The 17,807-nt window shown below is 57.2% G+C and carries 15 protein-coding genes and 1 tRNA gene; 8 read left to right on the forward strand and 8 right to left on the reverse strand.

Features of this window, described 5'->3' with window-relative positions; all coding sequences use genetic code 11:
* Positions 1-15: 15 nt before the first annotated feature.
* Positions 16-327 carry a helix-turn-helix transcriptional regulator gene (locus ED661_RS18195; RefSeq protein ID WP_122075762.1) on the forward strand — a complete coding sequence of 104 codons (312 nt, stop codon included), beginning with the start codon at positions 16-18 and terminating at the stop codon, positions 325-327.
* Positions 320-1,366, forward strand: coding sequence for a permease (locus tag ED661_RS18200; protein ID WP_122075764.1), 1,047 nt, complete (start codon positions 320-322; stop codon positions 1,364-1,366). The genes ED661_RS18195 and ED661_RS18200 overlap by 8 nt, the downstream gene beginning before the upstream one ends.
* A gap of 65 nt (positions 1,367-1,431) precedes the next feature.
* On the opposite strand, the gene ED661_RS18205 is transcribed toward ED661_RS18200, so the two are convergent.
* From ED661_RS18205 to ED661_RS18215, 3 genes are all read right to left on the reverse strand, one after another.
* Positions 1,432-1,923, reverse strand: a complete 492-nt coding sequence (locus tag ED661_RS18205; RefSeq protein WP_122075767.1) for a helix-turn-helix domain-containing protein — start codon at positions 1,921-1,923, stop codon at positions 1,432-1,434.
* A 145-nt stretch (positions 1,924-2,068) separates the two neighbouring features.
* A complete protein-coding gene (locus tag ED661_RS18210) occupies positions 2,069-2,650 on the reverse strand; it encodes a GNAT family N-acetyltransferase (protein ID WP_122075769.1) in 582 nt (193 codons plus the stop codon).
* Between the two features lie 197 nt (positions 2,651-2,847).
* Positions 2,848-4,245, reverse strand: a complete 1,398-nt coding sequence (locus tag ED661_RS18215) for an aspartate aminotransferase family protein (RefSeq protein ID WP_122075917.1) — start codon at positions 4,243-4,245, stop codon at positions 2,848-2,850.
* 383 nt (positions 4,246-4,628) lie between these two features.
* Between ED661_RS18215 and ED661_RS18220 the strand changes: the two genes are divergently transcribed.
* Positions 4,629-5,405: a 3-keto-5-aminohexanoate cleavage protein gene (locus ED661_RS18220; protein WP_162930179.1), complete on the forward strand. Its 777-nt coding sequence runs from the start codon at positions 4,629-4,631 to the stop codon at positions 5,403-5,405.
* Between the two features lie 3 nt (positions 5,406-5,408).
* Positions 5,409-6,737 (forward strand): aspartate aminotransferase family protein, encoded by a 1,329-nt coding sequence (locus ED661_RS18225; RefSeq protein ID WP_122075773.1) that lies wholly within the window; start codon positions 5,409-5,411, stop codon positions 6,735-6,737.
* 85 nt (positions 6,738-6,822) lie between these two features.
* Here ED661_RS18225 and ED661_RS18230 read toward each other — a convergent pair whose 3' ends face one another.
* From ED661_RS18230 to ED661_RS18240, 3 genes are all read right to left on the reverse strand, one after another.
* Positions 6,823-9,012, reverse strand: coding sequence for a methyl-accepting chemotaxis protein (locus ED661_RS18230; protein ID WP_122075775.1), 2,190 nt, complete (start codon positions 9,010-9,012; stop codon positions 6,823-6,825).
* A 352-nt stretch (positions 9,013-9,364) separates the two neighbouring features.
* Positions 9,365-11,581, reverse strand: coding sequence for a catalase/peroxidase HPI (katG, locus tag ED661_RS18235; RefSeq protein WP_122075777.1), 2,217 nt, complete (start codon positions 11,579-11,581; stop codon positions 9,365-9,367).
* A gap of 302 nt (positions 11,582-11,883) precedes the next feature.
* The gene (locus ED661_RS18240; protein ID WP_122075779.1) at positions 11,884-13,452 is read right to left on the reverse strand and encodes a hypothetical protein; all 1,569 of its coding nucleotides are present in this window, start codon (positions 13,450-13,452) and stop codon (positions 11,884-11,886) included.
* 66 nt (positions 13,453-13,518) lie between these two features.
* On the opposite strand from ED661_RS18240, the gene ED661_RS18245 reads away from it, so the two are divergent.
* The gene (locus tag ED661_RS18245; RefSeq protein WP_122075781.1) at positions 13,519-14,943 is read left to right on the forward strand and encodes an Ig-like domain-containing protein; all 1,425 of its coding nucleotides are present in this window, start codon (positions 13,519-13,521) and stop codon (positions 14,941-14,943) included.
* Between the two features lie 198 nt (positions 14,944-15,141).
* Here ED661_RS18245 and ED661_RS18250 read toward each other — a convergent pair.
* Together ED661_RS18250 and ED661_RS18255 are read right to left on the reverse strand one after the other, a co-directional pair.
* Positions 15,142-15,217: transfer RNA gene (locus ED661_RS18250), tRNA-Ala, on the reverse strand.
* 227 nt (positions 15,218-15,444) lie between these two features.
* Complete coding sequence (locus ED661_RS18255; protein WP_122075783.1) at positions 15,445-15,771, reverse strand: TIGR02300 family protein; 327 nt, start codon at positions 15,769-15,771, stop codon at positions 15,445-15,447.
* A 100-nt stretch (positions 15,772-15,871) separates the two neighbouring features.
* On the opposite strand from ED661_RS18255, the gene ED661_RS18260 reads away from it, so the two are divergent.
* From ED661_RS18260 to ED661_RS18270, 3 genes are all read left to right on the forward strand, one after another.
* Positions 15,872-16,561, forward strand: a complete 690-nt coding sequence (locus ED661_RS18260) for a M48 family metallopeptidase (RefSeq protein WP_122075785.1) — start codon at positions 15,872-15,874, stop codon at positions 16,559-16,561.
* A 70-nt stretch (positions 16,562-16,631) separates the two neighbouring features.
* A complete protein-coding gene (locus tag ED661_RS18265; RefSeq protein ID WP_122075787.1) occupies positions 16,632-17,297 on the forward strand; it encodes a GntR family transcriptional regulator in 666 nt (221 codons plus the stop codon).
* A complete protein-coding gene (locus ED661_RS18270) occupies positions 17,294-17,776 on the forward strand; it encodes a GNAT family N-acetyltransferase (protein WP_122075789.1) in 483 nt (160 codons plus the stop codon). Before ED661_RS18265 ends, ED661_RS18270 begins: the two co-directional genes overlap by 4 nt.
* Positions 17,777-17,807 lie beyond the last annotated feature (31 nt).

Consider the following 17,807-nt stretch of genomic DNA (forward strand, 5'->3'; position numbering starts at 1 on the left):
AATTGGAGTTGCACAATGCAGTGGGAAGAAGCGGCACAGGGCTTTACGGCCATGGGATCAGAGGCACGTCTGCAAGTGCTGCGCTGCCTGATCCGGGCGGGCCACGAGGGGCTCACGGTCAGTGAGATCCAGGAACGCACGGGCATCGCGCCCTCGACCCTGGCGCATCATCTCAAGTTCCTCACGGGGGCCGAGGTCATTGAACAAGAGCGCGCGGGGCGCAGCATTGTGAACCGCGCCAATTTTGATCAGCTGGAAAATCTGGCTGGTTTCATTCTCAGCGAATGTTGTGCTGACGTTACAAAAAAGGCGGCAAATGATGGCTGATCTTTCACAAAACACCTCAGGCCCGGCGCCCAAGGCGAATGGCCTGTCGCTTGGCCGGCTAAAAACGCCCTGGACGGTGAGCGTTCTGATCTTGATTGCGGTGGCCATACTGGACCCCGGCAACTTTCAGGCGGTGATAACATTTGCAGGCGCGGCCCTGGCCCATACCGGGCAGTATATCCTCTTTGCGGTGCTGCTGCTCTCCTATCTCAAGGCCACTGGCGCAGAAACCATGGTGGCGCGGGCCTTTGTCGGGCGCGAAACCCGGATGATTTTCCTCGCCGCACTCTTTGGTGGGCTTGCACCGTTTTGTTCCTGCGAGGTGATCCCCTTTATTGCCGGGCTGCTGGCGCTTGGTGCACCACTGTCGGCTGTAATGGCCTTTTGGCTGGCCTCACCGCTGATTGATCCGCCGACCCTGTTGATCACGGCTGGTGCGCTGGGCTGGGATTTTGCCATCGGCAAGGCGATTATTGCGGTGGCACTGGGGCTGACTGGCGGCTTCTTTATCAAGACCCTGATGGGGCATGGTGCCTTTGCCAATCCGCTGAAACAGGCGCAGAGCTGTTCCAGCTGCTGTAGCTCGGGTCCAAAGCTGGATGATAAACCACATTGGAAATTCTGGCAGGAACCCGCGCGCCGGGCGAAGTTCCGCGAAGAGTTTGTCAGCAACGGGTTGTTCCTGCTGAAGTGGCTGGCACTGGCCTATGTGTTGGAAGCCATTCTGGTGAACTACGTTCCTGCTGATCTGATCGCCCAGGCGGTTGGCGGCGAAGGAGTGCTGCCGATTGCCATAGCGGCGCTGGTGGGGATGCCTGCCTACCTCAACTCCTATGTGGCACCGCCTTTGCTGGCGGGTCTGATGGAGCAGGGGATGACAGCGGGTGCGGCCATGGCCTTCATGGTGGCAGGTGCTGTGAGCTCGATCCCGGCAATGGCGGCGGTCTGGTCACTGGTCAAACCGCAGGTCTTTGCCACCTATCTGGGGCTGGGGGTCAGCGGGGCGATCGTATCAGGGATCTTGTTTCAGCTGATCTGAGTGTCCCACATCGCCACAGAACAAAGGAGCAGGGCCCAAGGGCCCTGTTCTTGTTTTTGGCAAGGCTATTGCGACTTGGCACGGCGTCCCATGCGTTTGGAAATCTGCTTCTTCTCCCAGTCGTCGCCAAAGATATTGATGACTTCAAAGACACTGAGCCCATGCGCGGCCACGCCTATGCCCCAGCCCATGGCAGGCCAGATGACCCAAAAGTATTCTGGACTGGTCAGCAGATTGAGCACCAAGAGCCCAACCATCACCACCCCATATTGCAGGGCATGGCTGTAAAAGGATTTGATGTCGCGTACATATTCGATGGCTTCCCGTTCGCAGGGCGCGAGTTCGGGCAAAGTGGCGGTTGTGTTGGTATCCATGTCAGCTCCTGGTTTAAGATCTGCAAAATCAATCTCCAGAACAGCGGCGATGCATTTCAGAGTTTCCGGGCTGGCGTTGGCGCCACGCTCGATTCGCTGCAGAGTGCGGGTGCTGATCCCGGCCATCTCTGCCAGTTGTTCTTGCGAGAAGCCCTTTTCCATGCGGAGTTTCCTGACGATCACCGGTCGATTCCTTTCTGTTCCTGCCCAGCAAGCTAGGGTCAGCTTAGGGCAAGAACCACGACATGGACACGACAATGAGCTGTCAGCGGCCCGACACAGGGGCGTTTTAACGGCCTGGCGCGGGTGAGACGCAAAGACGGTTAGATTACCGTGTCATCAGATGTTGCAGATGTGCCCTCACCGTGGGCCATTCTGCAGCGATGATCGAATAGACGGCAGTGTCGCGGATGGTGCCATTTGCCATCCGCATATGAGCGCGCAGGATACCGTCCAACCGGGCCCCCAGCCGTTCAATTGCGCGGCGGCTTTGATGATTGATCACATGGGTGCGGAACTCGACCGAGATGGCATCAAGATCTTCAAAGGCATGGCGCAGCATCAGCAGCTTGCATTCGGTATTCAAGCCCGAGCGCTGTACGGATTTGCGATACCAGGTGGACCCAATTTCCAACCGCTGATTTATGTGGTCGATATTCATATAGGTGGTCATGCCAACGGCACGGCCAGCGGCATCCAGAATGGCAAAGGGAACCATGCTGCCGGCCTCTTGAAGGGCGAGACGCCGGTCAATCTCGGCAGGCACCTCCGCTGGGGCCGGGATCATGGTGTACCAAAGCGATGAGAGATCACCATCAGCGCTGGCCTCGGCCAGATCACCAGCATGGTTTTGCGAAAGAGGTTCAAGCGTGACCTGCTGGCCGGAGAGAGTGACGGGTTTGGCCCACATGGTTGAAGTCCTTGGTCGACATAAGTTTTGGGTCAGATTGCAGGGGGTGCGGACAGTTTGAAAGAGCCACTTTTGGGCAATCCGAGCAGTCCAAAACGAGGGTGAGAGACTGTCAGTGCGCGCAAACCTAGGCAACAAACAAAAACGCCCCGAAGAGAACTCCGGGGCGTTTAGATAGTCTTGCGAGAGCTTAGGGTTTAACCAAAGACCTTGGTCAGCGCCTTGTCGACTGCATCTGTGATGGCATCGATGTCATCGGCGGTGGCGATCAGCGCAGGGCTAAAGCAGAGCGTGTTGTTCTTGCCGGGAACCGAGCGGTTGGTGACACCGATGATAACGCCCTGGGCACCACAATCGGCCACAACCTGCTGGGCGAGTTTCTCGTCCACCGGTTCTTTGGTGTCACGATCCGAAACCAACTCGGCACCGAGGAACAGGCCTTTGCCGCGCACATCGCCAATCACGGCGTGCTTTTCTTTCAGCGCTTCAAGGTTGCTCAGCATCCGCTCGCCCATGGCGGTGCAGTTGTCCAACAGGCCTTCTTCTTCGATGATGCGCATGTTTTCCAGCGCCGCAGCCGGGCCGGCGGTACAGCCACCAAAGGTGGAGATATCGCGGAAATAGTTCATCGGATCAGAGGCATCGTCCTTGAACATGTTGAAGACTTCTTCGGTGGTGACCAGCACGGCGATGGCCGCATAGCCGGAGGCAACGCCCTTGGCCATGGTCACAAAATCGGGCTTGATGCCGTAGTGCTGGTAGCCAAACCAGGTGCCGGTACGGCCAACGCCACAAACAACCTCGTCGATGTGCAGCAGGATGTCATACTGGGTGCAGATCTCTTGCACGCGCTCCCAATAGCCTTCGGGGGCCTCGATAACACCACCGCCAGCGGTCACCGGCTCCAGGCACAGTGCGCCAACAGTTTCGGGGCCTTCGCGCAGGATTACTTCTTCAATAGCATTGGCCGCTGCGATGCCGAATTCACGGCCTGACAGATGCTCAAGACCCAGCTCGTGCTTGCGGTATTCCATGCAATGGGGCACGCGGATGAAATCAGGCGCAAAGGGACCATACTGCGCGTTACGCTCATCCTGGCCACCCGCGGACATCGCCGCCAGGGTAGACCCGTGATAGTCGCGGTCGCGGTACAGGATCTTGGTTTTCTTGCCACCGTATTTTTTATGCGCGATCTGGCGCACCATCTTAAAGGCTTTCTCGTTCGCCTCGGAGCCGGAGTTGTTGTAGTAGACGCGGCTCATACCGGGCATCTTTTCGATCAGTTTCTCAGCGAATAAAGCGCCGGGGATCGAACCTGCAGACTGGGCAAAGTAGCACAGCTTCATCATCTGGTTATAGACGGCCTTGCAGATGTCTTCGCGGCCATAGCCGACGTTGACGGTCCAGACACCGCCGGAAACAGCATCGAGGAATTCCTTGCCGTTCTGGTCCCAGACACGCATGCCTTTGCCTTCGACGATGATGCGCGGATCATTTTCTTCAAAGGGTTTGTGCTGAATCAGGTGGTGCCAGACATGGGCCTTGTCAGCCGCAACTACCCGGCTGAGATCGTTTTCGTTGAACGTGCCGTCCATGACATGTCCTTCCATAAAAGTAAGAGTGGGGTGTCTGCCAGCTGCCTGTCAGCCGGAGTCGTTCTACTCTGACGAAACGCCAAATTCACTGAATTCTCTAGGGCCAGTTGGTGGGGTGTTTTGCATCCAGTTTTATCATCTGGCAGCGGCAGTGGAGAGGTAATTTTTTAACCAATTGGTAAAAAAGAGATTTTCCAATTGGCAAAGCTGAATTCTGAGGAGGAGCTGTGGAGCCTTTGAAGACAGTTTGATGGATCGCCCCAGCAGGCCTGAACAAATTGGTGTGATATCGAGATGAAAGAACAGATGTTCTGAATTCATCATCTTGAGATCAAGCAGTACTGAACCCAGTGTTCTGGAGAAGGCAGAACATGAGGTCAGATGTGACACACTATCAGGTGACTGTGGCTCCCAATGGGGCGCGACGGCAAAAATCAGATCATCCAGAGCTGCCAGTCACCCCGCAAGAGCTGGCTATAACTGCGGGGCTCTGTCAGGCAGCGGGGGCCAGTGCCCTGCACCTGCATGTGCGCGATGATGCGGGGGGGCATTCCTTGGATGCCGGGCGCTACCGCGTGGCTATGGCTGCGGTGCGTGAGGGGGCTCCCGGCATGGGTATTCAGATCACCACTGAAAGTGCCGGAAACTATGAACCAGAAGCACAACTGGCCTGCCTGGAAGCCCTGCGCCCCGAAGCGGCGTCGGTTGCGGTGCGTGAAATGGCCAGGGCACCAGAAATCGCGGCACGGGCCTATGCGCTGAGCGCTGAGGCCGGGACGCAGGTTCAGCATATCCTGTACTCCCCCAGCTGCATTGCTCAGCTCAACGCGTGGTATGCTGCGGGCATTGTCCCTGAACACATGCGTGATGTGATTTTTGTGCTTGGCAAATATGAACCTGCGACCCCGGCTGATCCCGGTGGACTTGCCCCCTTTGTGGCAGCGGCGCGGAAGTTGGATCTGAACTGGAGTCTCTGTGCCTTTGGTCGGGCTGAGCGCGCCTGTCTTCTGGCGGCGATCGAGGCCGGCGGCAACGTTCGCATTGGGTTTGAAAATAATCTGGAGACCCCAGAGGGCGCGCTGCTGAAGGACAATGCCGCTTCGGTGGCAGGTCTGGTCAAGGCTGCCTTTCAGGCGGGCCATGTTTTGAAAAGGAATTGAGTGATGAGCCATGTTTTTCCACGTCATACCAAGGCCAATCTGCCCACAGCGGTTGCTGGCGACGGCTGCTATCTGATCGATTCAGAGGGTAAACGCTATTTTGACGGCTCCGGCGGCGCGGCGGTGTCCTGCCTTGGCCACTCGAACGCGGCGGTGATTGCAGCCGTACAGGAACAGGTCGGCAAACTGGCCTTTGCCCATACCGGTTTTATGACCTCCGAACCGGCAGAGGCGCTGGCGGATCTGCTGATTGAACAGGCCCCAGAAGGGCTGGACCGGGTCTATTTTGTCTCTGGCGGATCAGAGGCAACCGAGGCGGCCATCAAGCTGACGCGGCAATATCATCTGGAGCGCGGAGAGCCCAAACGTCGCCATCTGATCGCGCGGCGGCAAAGCTATCACGGCAATACACTGGGCGCGCTGGCCGCTGGGGGCAATGCATGGCGTCGGCAGCAGTTTGACCCGTTGTTGATAGATGTGTCCCATATCGCGCCCTGCTATGAATACGCCGATTGTGGGAGGGGCGAGAGCGCCTTTGATTACGGTCAGCGTGTCGCCAATGAGCTGGAGACTGAGATCCTGCGTTTGGGGCCAGAGACGGTCATGGGGTTTATCGCCGAGCCAGTTGTCGGGGCCACCTCTGGTGCGGTGCCTGCGGTGCCGGGATATTTCAAACGCATCCGTGAGATCTGCGACAAATACGGTGTCTTGCTGATACTGGATGAGGTCATGTGTGGCATGGGCCGCACCGGGCATCTGTTTGCCTGCGATGCGGAAGGGGTGGCACCTGATATCCTGTGCATGGCCAAGGGGTTGGGCGCAGGGTATCAGCCTATCGGTGCGATGTTGTGCAGCGCTGATATCTATGGGGCGGTTGCCGGGGGAAGCGGCTTTTTCCAGCATGGCCACACCTATATTGGCCACCCTGTTGCCACCGCAGCCGGGCTTGCGGTTGTCACAGAGATGCGCAACCGGGATCTGATTTCCAAGTGTCGCGAGAGGGGCGATCAGCTGCAATCGGCGCTGACCGACCGTTTTGCTGATCACCCTCATGTTGGGGATATTCGCGGGCGCGGCCTGTTCCGCGGCGTTGAACTGGTGGCAGATCGTGAGGGCAAAACCCCCTTTGACCCCACCAAAGGGCTGGCGGCCAAGGTCAAGCGTGCAGCCTTTGAGGCTGGGTTGATCTGCTATCCGATGTCGGGAACACGTGATGGGCGCCTGGGAGATCACATCCTGTTGGCGCCACCCTTTATTATCTCGACAGACCAGATTGGCGAGGTTGTCGACAAGCTGGACTTGGCGATCTCAGCAGCTTTGCAGGCTGAATAGACCCTTTTCATACATTTCCAAAGATCGAAAAGAGGCCGCGCAGTTTCTGCGCGGCCTTGATTGTTAGAGGTAGAATTGAATGAGCCTAGGCTGCCCAGGTGCCGTCATCAAACATGTCGTCGTCCTGGAACGGATTGTCCAATTCGGAAGTAGCCTCAGCTTTCGACAACTCCGAAGGGAGCTCGAAATTGGAAACGATCTGAACCAGATTGCTGGCCTCGTCCCGCAGCATCTGCCCTGACGCGGCGGTTTCTTCCAACATGGCCGCGTTTTGCTGCGCATCACTGTCCATCGCATCGACGCGGCCGTTGACTTGGTTGATGCTTTGGGACTGTTCAACAGTGGTTTCGGCGATCTCATTCACTTTATCGACCACCTCTTCGACCATCGTCAGGATCTCTTCCAGTGAGGTTCCGGTCTGACCAACCAGTTTGACCCCTTCTGCGACTTCTTTTTCGCTGGTGGTGATGAGGTCGTTGATCTCCTGTGCGGCCTCGGCAGAGCGATGCGCAAGCGAACGCACCTCGGAGGCAACAACCGCAAACCCACGCCCGGCTTCGCCCGCCCGCGCTGCCTCCACCCCGGCGTTCAGCGCCAGAAGGCTGGTTTGGAAGGCGACATCTTCAATCATGCTGATGATTTTGGCGATGGCGCCTGAGGAGGCCTCGATGCGCTGCATGGCCTGGTTGGTCTGCTGAGCAATTTCCTGGGTTGCCCGGGCGCGATCTTGGGCATTGGAGACGATCGTTCGCGCCTGCTGCGAGCTCTCGGCTGTGCCGGTGACGGTTTTGCCCAAATTCTGCAAGGCGTCGGCGGTTTCGACAATGGAGGCCGAGGTGCGTTCGCTGCGCTGAGAGGCATCATCTGCAGCAGCGGCAATCTCGCTAGAGGTATTCTTCAAAAGATCACTGCTGTTGGTCAGCTGTCCAACCAGACCGCCAAAACTGTTGTTGAGGTTCTCGGTTGCATCGGAAATCTCTTTGAAGATGCCCTTTTGACCCTCAGGCATACGCTTGGTTAGATCCCCCTCGCTCAAGGCCGCAAGCGCCGACAACACATCCCCAAGCCCCTGCTGCGCAGCTTCGCCAATGGAGTTTACCCCTTTGCCGAGCTCGGCAAAGGTGCCGGCACTGTCGTCTGTAGCAATACGGCGGGAGAAATCGCCTTCAGCGCAGGCTGAGATCACCTCAGAGATGTCTTGAGTAAGCTGGTCTTTCTTCATTTCTCCCTGACGGAAGATCTCCACAGCACCGCTGATCGACGCGATCTCGCTCAGGCGAGACTTTGGCGGCTCAGCCGTGAAGTCTTGCTGCATGATGCCCTTCAGGACATGATCCAGTTTACCCAAGGGGCGAGAAATGCTGCGTGCGAGCAAAACTGTCAGGCACAGGAGCAATGCGGTGCCGGCGGCACTGGCGAGCAGCGAATAGAATTTTGCATCAGCACTGGTAACATGGGCCGTCTCGACAATCGTTTCGAGTTCTTTTTGGGCCGCTTGGTGAATTTCAACAAGGAGCGGCTCGGCTTCTGCATAGCTGGCCGAGAGCTCTTTGCGCAGCGCTTGCTCTTGCATGCTGACTTCAACATAAGACGAAAACGAGCTCTGATAGGCCTTCAGAAGGGCTTCGATCTCGCTCCGTTGTGCGGCATCAGCATAATACTCTGCGGGGAAAGCCAGGAACTCTTCGACACGGGCATTCAGCCGATCCAGGTATTTGGTGTTTTTGCGCATGATGAAGTCTTTTTCATGCCGACGCATCATCAGCATTTTGACGGTCATTTCAGGGCGCCCAATCTCGGACAGACCTTTTTCGATGTTGTGAACAGCCCCGCGCAACGCGCCCTGAAGCCCGGATTTCTCATCGAGACCCAGTGTATTGTGACTGGCGACCAGGGTGGCAAAACTTTGGTCATAGGACTTTGCTGCCGCCATAAGTGCTTGCAGAGGCTCAACTTGACCTCGCATGCTATCAAGCAGGGGCATTTCTTCTTCAAGCGAGTGCTCTGTATCATATAGGTGCTGCATCGCGCTGGCGTGACGATCAACATATTTGGCGTCACGTCGCAGGAGAAAGTCCTTTTCAAAGCGTCGCGCCATGAGGAACTCGATCTCCATTTTGTCCAGAGACTGGTAGATATGTTCAATGACCAGAACATCTTCCTCCAGCTCATCGCGCATCTCGTGTGTGTAGTAAGAGAATCCAGCAAGTCCAAACATGACAGCACCGGCCATCATGATGAAGAAGAGGAAGACAAAGTTAACTGAAGCTTTCATGGTGTTGCACTCGTCAGTAGGAAAATCTGTTCAGCGCTTAAGATGAGGGGGAAAGGTTAATTTGGCATGCGGCCTTCTGGAAACGGGGCAGAGCCTTCGGAGAGCTGGCCTGGTGACAAACTGTTGTCAGGCAAGAAATATTCTCAGAATGATACTTATTGAAGCCGCGACTTTCACCTATCGGTTGATGTTAACTATCCTGGGTTGCCTTGTTGCGAGGGTGGGACTCCAAAAAGGCGCATTTGTGACGGTGGGTATTGGGGAGAATTGTAACTACTTTGCACAAAGGCCTGCCAAGAATTGACAGGCCTCCGTAGCATTTTGGTGTTTTTCGTTGTCTGGAACGGCTGTTCTAGGTCAGATCAAAGCGATCTGCGTTCATCACCTTGACCCAGGCCGCGGCGAAGTCCTGAACAAAGCGTGCCTTGGCATCGTCCTGTGCGTAGGTCTCTGCAATGGCCCGCAGTTGTGAGTTGGAGCCAAAGGCCAGATCAACCCGGCTGGCGGTCCATTTGGCCGCTCCGCTGGCGCGATCTGTTCCGGCGTAGCTGCCATCCTTTTGGGGCGCCCACTGGGTTCCCATATCGAGCAGATTGACAAAGAAGTCGGTGCTCAGGCTGCCGGGATTGCTGGTGAAGACGCCCATGGAGGAGCCACCATAGTTTGCCCCCAAGACCCGCAAACCGCCAATCAGAACAGTCATTTCCGGCGCTGTCAGGGTCAGCAGTTGAGCCTTGTCCAGCAACATCTCCTCGGGGGCGATGCTATACCGTTTCTTCTGGTAGTTGCGGAAGCCATCGGCCTCTGGTTCCAGAACAGCAAAGCCATCAACATCGGTCTGCGCCTGGCTCGCATCGGTGCGGCCCGGTGCAAATGCCACCTGGACATCCTGACCTGCTGCTTTGGCCGCCTGTTCCACAGCGGCAGAACCGGCCAGAACAATCATATCCGCCAATGAGATCTGACGATCCCCGGATGCGGCGTTAAAGGCGCTGCGGATGGCTTCAAGCCCCTGCAGGACGCTGGCCAGTTGGGCAGGCTGGTTTACCTCCCAGTCTTTCTGTGGGCTGAGCTGGATACGCGCGCCATTAGCGCCGCCGCGTTTGTCGGAGCCCCGGAAGGTTGAGGCAGAGGCCCAAGCGGTGGAGACCAGATCGGCAACCGAGAGGTCGGAGGCGAGAACCTGCGCCTTCAGAGAGGCAACATCAGCCTCATTGACCAGGGCGTGATCCACTGCCGGAACGCAGTCCTGCCAGATCAGCTCTTCTGCCGGGACTTCCTCGCCGAGGTAGAGTGACCGTGGCCCCATATCGCGGTGGGTCAGCTTGAACCAGGCGCGGGCAAAGGCATCCGCCAGCTCTTCTGGGTTCTCGTGGAAGCGTTTGGAGATTGGCCCGTAGATCGGATCCATCCGCATCGCCATATCCGCCGTGGTCATCATGGTCTTGACCTTCTTGCTGGCGTCATGTGCCGCTGGGGCCATGTCCTCTTCGCGGACATTGACCGGCTCCCAGATCCAGGCGCCAGAGGGCGATTTGGTCAAGTTCCAGTCGTAGCCGAACAACAGGTCGAAATAGCCGTTGTCCCACTGGGTTGGGTTGGCGGTCCAAGCGCCCTCAATACCGCTGGTGGTGGTGTCATCGCCTTTGCCGCTTCCGTGGCTGTTGATCCAGCCCAGACCCATGGTCTCAATCGGTGCGGCCTCTGGTTCTGGGCCAACCAGCGCAGGGTCGCCGGCACCATGGGCCTTACCAAAGGTATGCCCCCCGGCGACCAGCGCCACGGTTTCTTCGTCGTTCATCGACATACGGGCAAAGGTATCGCGGATATCACGCCCTGAGGCCAGCGCATCGGGCTGTCCGTCGGGGCCTTCGGGGTTCACATAGATCAGACCCATCTGCACGGCCGCCAGTGGGTTCTCAAGATCACGCTCGCCGGAATAGCGGCTGTCCTGTGCTGAGCTATCCGCCAGCCATTCGTCCTCGCGGCCCCAATAGACATCTTCTTCGGGCTCCCAGACATCGGCACGACCACCGGCAAAGCCAAAGGTCTTGCCGCCCATGCTTTCAATGGCGCAATTGCCGGCCAGGATCATCAGGTCAGCCCAGCTGATCTGGTTGCCGTATTTCTGCTTGATCGGCCACAGCAGTCGCCGCGCCTTGTCGAGGTTGCCATTGTCGGGCCAGCTGTTGAGCGGCGCAAACCGTTGCTGGCCGGTGCCGCCACCACCACGGCCATCCGAGGTGCGATAGGTGCCGGCACTGTGCCATGCCATACGGATGAACAAGCCGCCATAATGGCCATAATCGGCAGGCCACCAATCCTGACTGTCCGTCATCAGCGCAACCAGATCCTGTTTCAGGGCCTTGAGGTCCAGCGATTTGAAAGCCTCGGCATAGTCAAAATCAGAGGCCATTGGATCGGACTTGGCAGAATTCTGATGCAGCAGCTTCAGGTTGAGCTGGTTGGGCCACCAGTCTTTGTTCGATCTCACACCGGTTGAGGCGCTTTGGGCGCCGCTGTGCATCACCGGGCATCCACCTGATTTTGAGGCGTCGTTTCCGTCCATTTTGATCTCCGATCTGGCTTTTTTATGGGCTAGGTGGGCGGGGCAACTGGCCGCTTGGGCCTCCTCCCCTGAAACTATGCTGGCAGGTTACCAAGGTCATGCAATAAAATGAAATTGAACTTATGTATGGTTTTGATAAGAAAGCATTATGATTGGGTGAGCTCTGAAGCCGCTCAAAACACCCGGTAAGATCAGGAGCCGCGCCACTTTTTGGACTGGCGGCGCGGCACTGTTTTAGGGCGAGAGGGGCAATTCAGCCTTCAGTGAGGCAAACGGTCCGGAAGGGATCTTTTGGGCAGAGGTTAGAACCGGGGAAGCAATTGCTCGATGCGATCACAGATCTGGAAATAGCTGGTCGCGCCTCTAAAGTCAGAGGCCAGAACCTGTTTCAGACCGATGCCGTCGAACCTTGCTGAGCCGTTGATAAGACGAGATAAAAAGGCATGGATGTTGCGATCATCGGCAGCCGAAATCCGTTGGGCTATCGCCTCATCCAGGAAGACGCCCTGAAAATTGGGATCGTAGTCCAACAGCGCGGGATAGAGCCGGTTTTGCCAGATTTCATGGCCAATATTGTAGCGGCGGGACCTGCTGGATGAGAGATCCGCTGCGGGCAGGCGCCCATTTGGCAAGATACGCACCATGGGGACGATCTGGGCACCAAAGGTGCTTGTTTCATGGCGCTCCAGGCGGGCGATCTGTTGCGGTTGGGGGGCGGAGCTATCAGCCCAATGTTGAGGATGCGGCCAGAGGGGCGAGGGCGTGGCCTCGTCGGCGTTATGGGAAAACGTAGCCTGGGCTTTTTGGTGATGGGTGAGCACAGCGCTTTGGCTGTTTTGAATCAGAAGATCCTCAAAACTGGCCAGCCGCAGCTTCAGTTTCTCAAAAATGGGCTCTATCTCGCAGGCGATAACGGCCTGCTTGTTGCGACCAGTGGCCTTGGAGGATGTAATTTGTCCGCCAATCTCGCCGCCAATCTGCAAAGCCACGGCATCGCCGGAGGTGGTGGAAACCCAGGCGGAACCGCTGTCGCCGGCGAAAGAGGCCCTGCCACTATCAACTGGGACATCGTCGTCATAGACTAGGTTAAGCCCCTCGATGTCGCGATACTCCAACATGCCAGGGCGCGTTTCATATTGTAGGCGATACAGCCCTCGACCATCGACCCGGGCCTGAGCGCTGTTGGGGGAATGCGAGGTCTTGTTCAGAAGTTCACCAAGTTCGGCGGATCGGGTGCTGCTGATAGAATCAAACCCACCAAATTGCAGGGGCAACCAAGGCTGGTCTGGCAAAAGCTCGGCCAGAGCCGCATCGCCGCTGCGATCCAGCATCCAACGCTTCAGATTGGCAATGTGATTGCGGGGATCAAATTCATCATTACGCTCCTCCACCTGCATTATCGGATCATTGCAGCGCGCTCTTGGGCCGGCCAGAACATGCCAGTTTGACAAAATGCCTGGCTTGCCGGTGGTTTTATCGATGACCACCAGACCAATTGTTCCTGCCCCTTCACCTGATCTCCCACAGGACAGCCCGCCCATGGTAAAGGGTTGCCGCGCGGTTGAACGACGCGCCGCACCGGGCTCCAGTGAGGGTTGATAGGCGGCCTCGATCACATCAAGTGCAATGCCATCGACATGTGTTGGCAACACCTGCGAGGGGAGTAGGGCGTCAATGGGCAATTTGCGCTGCACATGCAGGCGCAGACAGATATCCTTGGTTCGTTGCCCGTGTTGCCAGCGGTACCCGATGTCGACGCCGCAGAAATTAGAACGATTGGCGAAGGCCTGATAGGCCTTGTGCAGGGCATTTTTCATATCCGCAGGCAAAGCTGTTTTGCCGATTGTGTCAGCTGTATGCAGGTCAGCCATATCTCTCTCCCGATTTCACCCTATTGGTGCTTTGGAGAGAGCGTAAATGCAGCCTGTGAAAGCTGCGTGATTTTGCAAATCACAGACCGGAAAGCAGGTGTAGAGGTCACCGGCGCCTCGGCGGCTCTCTCGGCGGCCTCAGCTGTGACGGATGCCTCGGGTCTGGCCTCGGTGACGGCAACGGCCAATGCGACGGCGGGGGGGTATAATGTCACCGCCTCCAGCACCGGTCTGACCTCTGTGACATTTGGGCTGACCAATTTGGATGTCGTGGCCCCCACTGTAACACTGACAACAAGTGCAACATCGGTTTCACCGGGAGAGAGTTTTGACGTCACCGCGACCTTCTCTGAGACTGTGACCGGGTTTTCCATCGTTGATGTCTTGGTCAACAATGGCTCGGCCATTGCGCTTTCCGGGAGTGGGGCTCTCTACACGATCACTGTTCAACCTTCGGGCGCTGGTGATATTGGCATCTCAATTGTGGCTGGGGGGGCACAGGATGTTTCGGGCAACGGCAACCTCGCTTCGGGTGCCATCGCCGTCCAAAGCACCACAATAGAAGAGACCAGCCAGCTCATTGGTCAGTTCATGAATACGCGCGCAACCCAGTTGATCAGCCATCAACCTGATCTGACCGGATTTTTGTCTGGTAACGGAGCTGTGCAAGGGCAGGGGCAGTTTAATCTGGCAGTGACCCGTGGGCAGGGGAACTTTGATATCTCGACCAAACCGGGGTCGCGTGTCTGGACCCGGTTACAAGGCGCTATCAGCCATGAGGGGACCAGCGATAGTGCTTATGTTTTTGGCGCTATTGGCAGTCACTTTGCGGTAAATAGAAACCTGCTGGTTGGTGCAATGTTGCAGCTCGACTATCTGGATCAGGACGATGGTGCGGCGAGTGTCAAAGGTAAGGGCTGGTTGATTGGCCCCTATTTTGTCACCAAGTTCCCTGATCACGACATCTTTGTTGAGGGGCGGTTGCTTTATGGTGAAAGCTCAAACGATGTCTCCCCCTTTGGCACCTATACCGACAAGGTTGAGACTGAGCGCCTGCTGGCCATGTTGAAGGTTTCAGGTTCGATGCTTTACGGCAAAACCACCCTGATTCCGAACGTGAAGCTTACCTATACGACTGATGATCAGCAGGCCTATCGCGACAGTCTTGGCAATCTCATCCCAAGCCAGGGAGTGGCCTGGGGGCAGATTGAACTGGGGCTTGATTTTGAGAAGCCGCTTGAGACCCGCCGCAACACTGGTGAGTTGCTGCTGTTTGGTGGAATCAGTGCAATTGGCAGCTATCTGGAAAACTCTGGTGGTGCGCTAGCGGTCTCGTCAGAGGTGGAGGGCGCGCGTGCGCGGGCTGAACTGGGGCTAAGCTATAAATTCGCTGATCAGGGCGTTTTTCAGGTTGAGACCTTTTATGACGGGCTCGGCATGAGCGGCTATGAGAGCTATGGGCTCCAGGTTGGGCTTGATCTCAAGTTCTAGGCTCTGGTTCTTAGCAACAGTGAAAAGGTGCCCCTCCTAAGGGGGTGCCCTTTTTGCAAGAAAGGGCGGGGATTTCATAGTGCTCAGTACTGCAGAGAAATAACAGCCTGTTGGGGCGGTGCTTGTGTACATTGAACCCAAACAAGCGGCCAGAAACCGCGTACAGGGTTTCATGTTGTGCAAATTTCAAGAGGGATTTGGTGGAGCCTAGGAGGATCGAACTCCTGACCTCCTGCATGCCATGCAGGCGCTCTCCCAGCTGAGCTAAGGCCCCAAATCACACCGTTGCAACGTCCTGGCCATATGGCCGCTCCGTGTCGCGGTGTGAGGGTGATTTAAGGGACGATGCAGCAGGTCGCAAGTGGAAAATGCACCATCGTCGTGAGTTTTTTTGTCAGACGGTTTTACACCGGTTTTGACAGGCCTTTTACCAGCGCCGCCAGCCTGATCCCCAGGCAGCCATAGGGCTGCTTGGGAGAGCTAAAATCACATGAGGTGATTTTAGGAGTCGTCGTCTTCCGATGCGACATCCGCGATCTCTTCGAGAGGTACGGTATCGGTGTCATCGTCATCGTCCAGAACGTCATCGCCCAGATCCAGATCGACATCTTCGTCATCTTCCAGAACGTCGCTGTCATCTGCGTCGTTTTCTTTGGCTTTGGCGCTTGCTGCATCCGCGGCATCGGCTTCGATCATCCGGCTTTTGCCGGTGCTCAGCTCGACCACTTCGCCCGTGTAGGGGCTGACGATCGGATTTTTGTTTAGGTCATAAAACCGCTTGCCGGTGGTTGGGCAGACGCGCTTTACGCCCCATTCTTCGTTGGGCATGTGGGTCCCCTTGATTTACTGGTGAGTCGTATCGACGATTCAGTTGCCTTGCCATATGAGGTGAGCACTGTCAAAGCCTTTGCCATGAAGGGGCGCCGCCATGAGCGCATATCACCTGCCAGGAAGCCCGCCGGTTCCTCTTGTCTTGCGCCGTTCAGCGCGGGCCAAACGGATCAGTCTGCGGATTTCTGCCTTGGACGGGCGGGTCACCCTGACCCTGCCTGCCCGGTTGCCTGCGCGTGAGGCCCTGGACTTTGCCGCCGAGAAGGAAGATTGGATTCGCGATCACCTGGCGCGCCACCCAGAAGTGGTTGAGGTCGGCTTTGGCACGAAACTTCCTGTCGACGGACGGCAGCGGGAAGTCGTCGCAGGACCAAAGCGCGGTGTGCGGCTGGAGCCAGAGACGATTGAGGTTGGCGGGGATAAGCCGGCACGGTCGTTGGAGCGATACCTGAAGGAATTGGCGCGTGATCGGCTGGCCGCCGCCTCAGATCACTATGCGGCCCAGGTGGGGCGCTCCTATGCCAAGCTCAGCCTGCGCGATCCCCGTTCGCGCTGGGGATCTTGTTCTTCGGCAGGGACTTTGATGTATTCCTGGCGGCTGATCCTGGCCCCCACCGAAGTCCTGTCCTATGTGGCCGCGCATGAGGTGGCACATTTGGTCGAGATGAACCATTCCGCAGATTTCTGGGCCGTGGTTGCGCAGCTTTATGGCGACAGTTCTGGACCACGCCAATGGCTGCGCAGCGAAGGCAGCGGGCTGCACCGCTATCGGTTTGCCCCCCGTTAGAGGCGCAATACGGGCTGCGTGACAATTTCTGCTGTTGACCAAGGGTGGGTTTGTGATCACAGCATAGGCCATGTCTATTTCTGCCAAACCCACCGCTTCACCCTCCTCCGATACCACGGCCTCGGCGCATGATCGGGTGTACCGCGCGCTGCGGGCGCGGATCATGTACGGCGATATTGCTCCTGGTGAAGCCCTGACACTGCGCGGTATTGGCCGCGAATTTGGTGTGTCGATGACCCCGGCGCGGGAATCCCTGCGGCGTCTGGTGGCTGAAGGGGCTTTGTCGCTGTCCTCTTCGGGACGGGTTACAACGCCAGAGCTCAGCAATGAGCGGATAGAAGAGCTGGCAGCCCTGCGGGCTTTGCTGGAGGTGGAGCTGTCCAGCCGGGCGCTGCCGCGGGCGCATATGGCGCTGATTGATCGGTTGCACAGCATCAATGTGACCATCGCCGAGATGGTCTCGAAACGCGATGCAGTTGGCTATATCCGCACCAATCTGGAATTTCACCGCACACTTTACCTGCGTGCCCAGGCACCAGCGATGCTGGCCATGGCAGAAACCGTCTGGCTACAGCTGGGTCCAACCATGCGCGCCCTCTATGGACGTCTGCGGCGCACTGACCCGCCGCAGAACCACCGCCTGATTATCGCCGCCCTAAAGGCTGGAGATGAGCCGGGTCTGCGTCTGGCGGTCAGGTCTGATGTGACGCAGGGGCTTAGACTGTTAGTGGTATGATGGAAAATAGATCTTTGGGCATCAGCTATAGGCGTTCTCAGAAAGAGGATGCCAAAGCCGTTTTTGATCTTGTTTCCGCATCCGTTGCAGCGCTGACCCCCAAGCCCTACGCGCCGGAGGTGGTCGCAAGCTGGATGACAGGACGCAGTGTTGCAGACTATGTAGCTGATTGCCAAAGCCAAGAAATCTGGATCGCGCAGGCAGGCGACGCGCCCATTGGCTTCTCGCATGGGGTTTCGGGAGAAGTGGTGCGTCTGTTTGTGGCGGCAGGTCAAACCGGAAAAGGCGCCGGCATCGCGTTGTTTGAACGCGCTTTGGCGGATGCACGCACCGACTGGGACGGGCCAGTCACTATCGAGGCCACTTTGAATGCAGTGTCTTTTTTTAAGAGATTTGGCTTTGTTGAGATCGGGCCTAGCGTCTTTGGCGGGCGCGGGTCGGAGCTCCCGGCGATCAAAAAAATTGTTCATAAGGGGTAGATTCGACCCAAAGTCAGGTCCGCTTGAAGGG

Source organism: Pseudophaeobacter sp. EL27 (genome assembly GCF_900313025.1).
Taxonomy (GTDB): domain Bacteria; phylum Pseudomonadota; class Alphaproteobacteria; order Rhodobacterales; family Rhodobacteraceae; genus Pseudophaeobacter.

What these genes read in the sequence shown, in the direction of transcription:
- ED661_RS18215 (WP_122075917.1), bottom strand. Translation starts at nt 4,245, where the DNA reads ATGGACGGCACGTTCAACGAAAACGATCTCAGCCGGGTAGTTGCGGCT.
- ED661_RS18230 (WP_122075775.1), bottom strand. Translation starts at nt 9,012, where the DNA reads ATGAAAGCTTCAGTTAACTTTGTCTTCCTCTTCTTCATCATGATGGCC.
- ED661_RS18225 (WP_122075773.1), top strand. Translation starts at nt 5,409, where the DNA reads ATGAGCCATGTTTTTCCACGTCATACCAAGGCCAATCTGCCCACAGCG.
- katG (WP_122075777.1), bottom strand. Translation starts at nt 11,581, where the DNA reads ATGGACGGAAACGACGCCTCAAAATCAGGTGGATGCCCGGTGATGCAC.
- ED661_RS18200 (WP_122075764.1), top strand. Translation starts at nt 320, where the DNA reads ATGGCTGATCTTTCACAAAACACCTCAGGCCCGGCGCCCAAGGCGAAT.
- ED661_RS18240 (WP_122075779.1), bottom strand. Translation starts at nt 13,452, where the DNA reads ATGGCTGACCTGCATACAGCTGACACAATCGGCAAAACAGCTTTGCCT.
- ED661_RS18210 (WP_122075769.1), bottom strand. Translation starts at nt 2,650, where the DNA reads ATGTGGGCCAAACCCGTCACTCTCTCCGGCCAGCAGGTCACGCTTGAA.
- ED661_RS18265 (WP_122075787.1), top strand. Translation starts at nt 16,632, where the DNA reads ATGTCTATTTCTGCCAAACCCACCGCTTCACCCTCCTCCGATACCACG.
- ED661_RS18195 (WP_122075762.1), top strand. Translation starts at nt 16, where the DNA reads ATGCAGTGGGAAGAAGCGGCACAGGGCTTTACGGCCATGGGATCAGAG.
- ED661_RS18255 (WP_122075783.1), bottom strand. Translation starts at nt 15,771, where the DNA reads ATGCCCAACGAAGAATGGGGCGTAAAGCGCGTCTGCCCAACCACCGGC.
- ED661_RS18260 (WP_122075785.1), top strand. Translation starts at nt 15,872, where the DNA reads ATGAGCGCATATCACCTGCCAGGAAGCCCGCCGGTTCCTCTTGTCTTG.
- ED661_RS18270 (WP_122075789.1), top strand. Translation starts at nt 17,294, where the DNA reads ATGATGGAAAATAGATCTTTGGGCATCAGCTATAGGCGTTCTCAGAAA.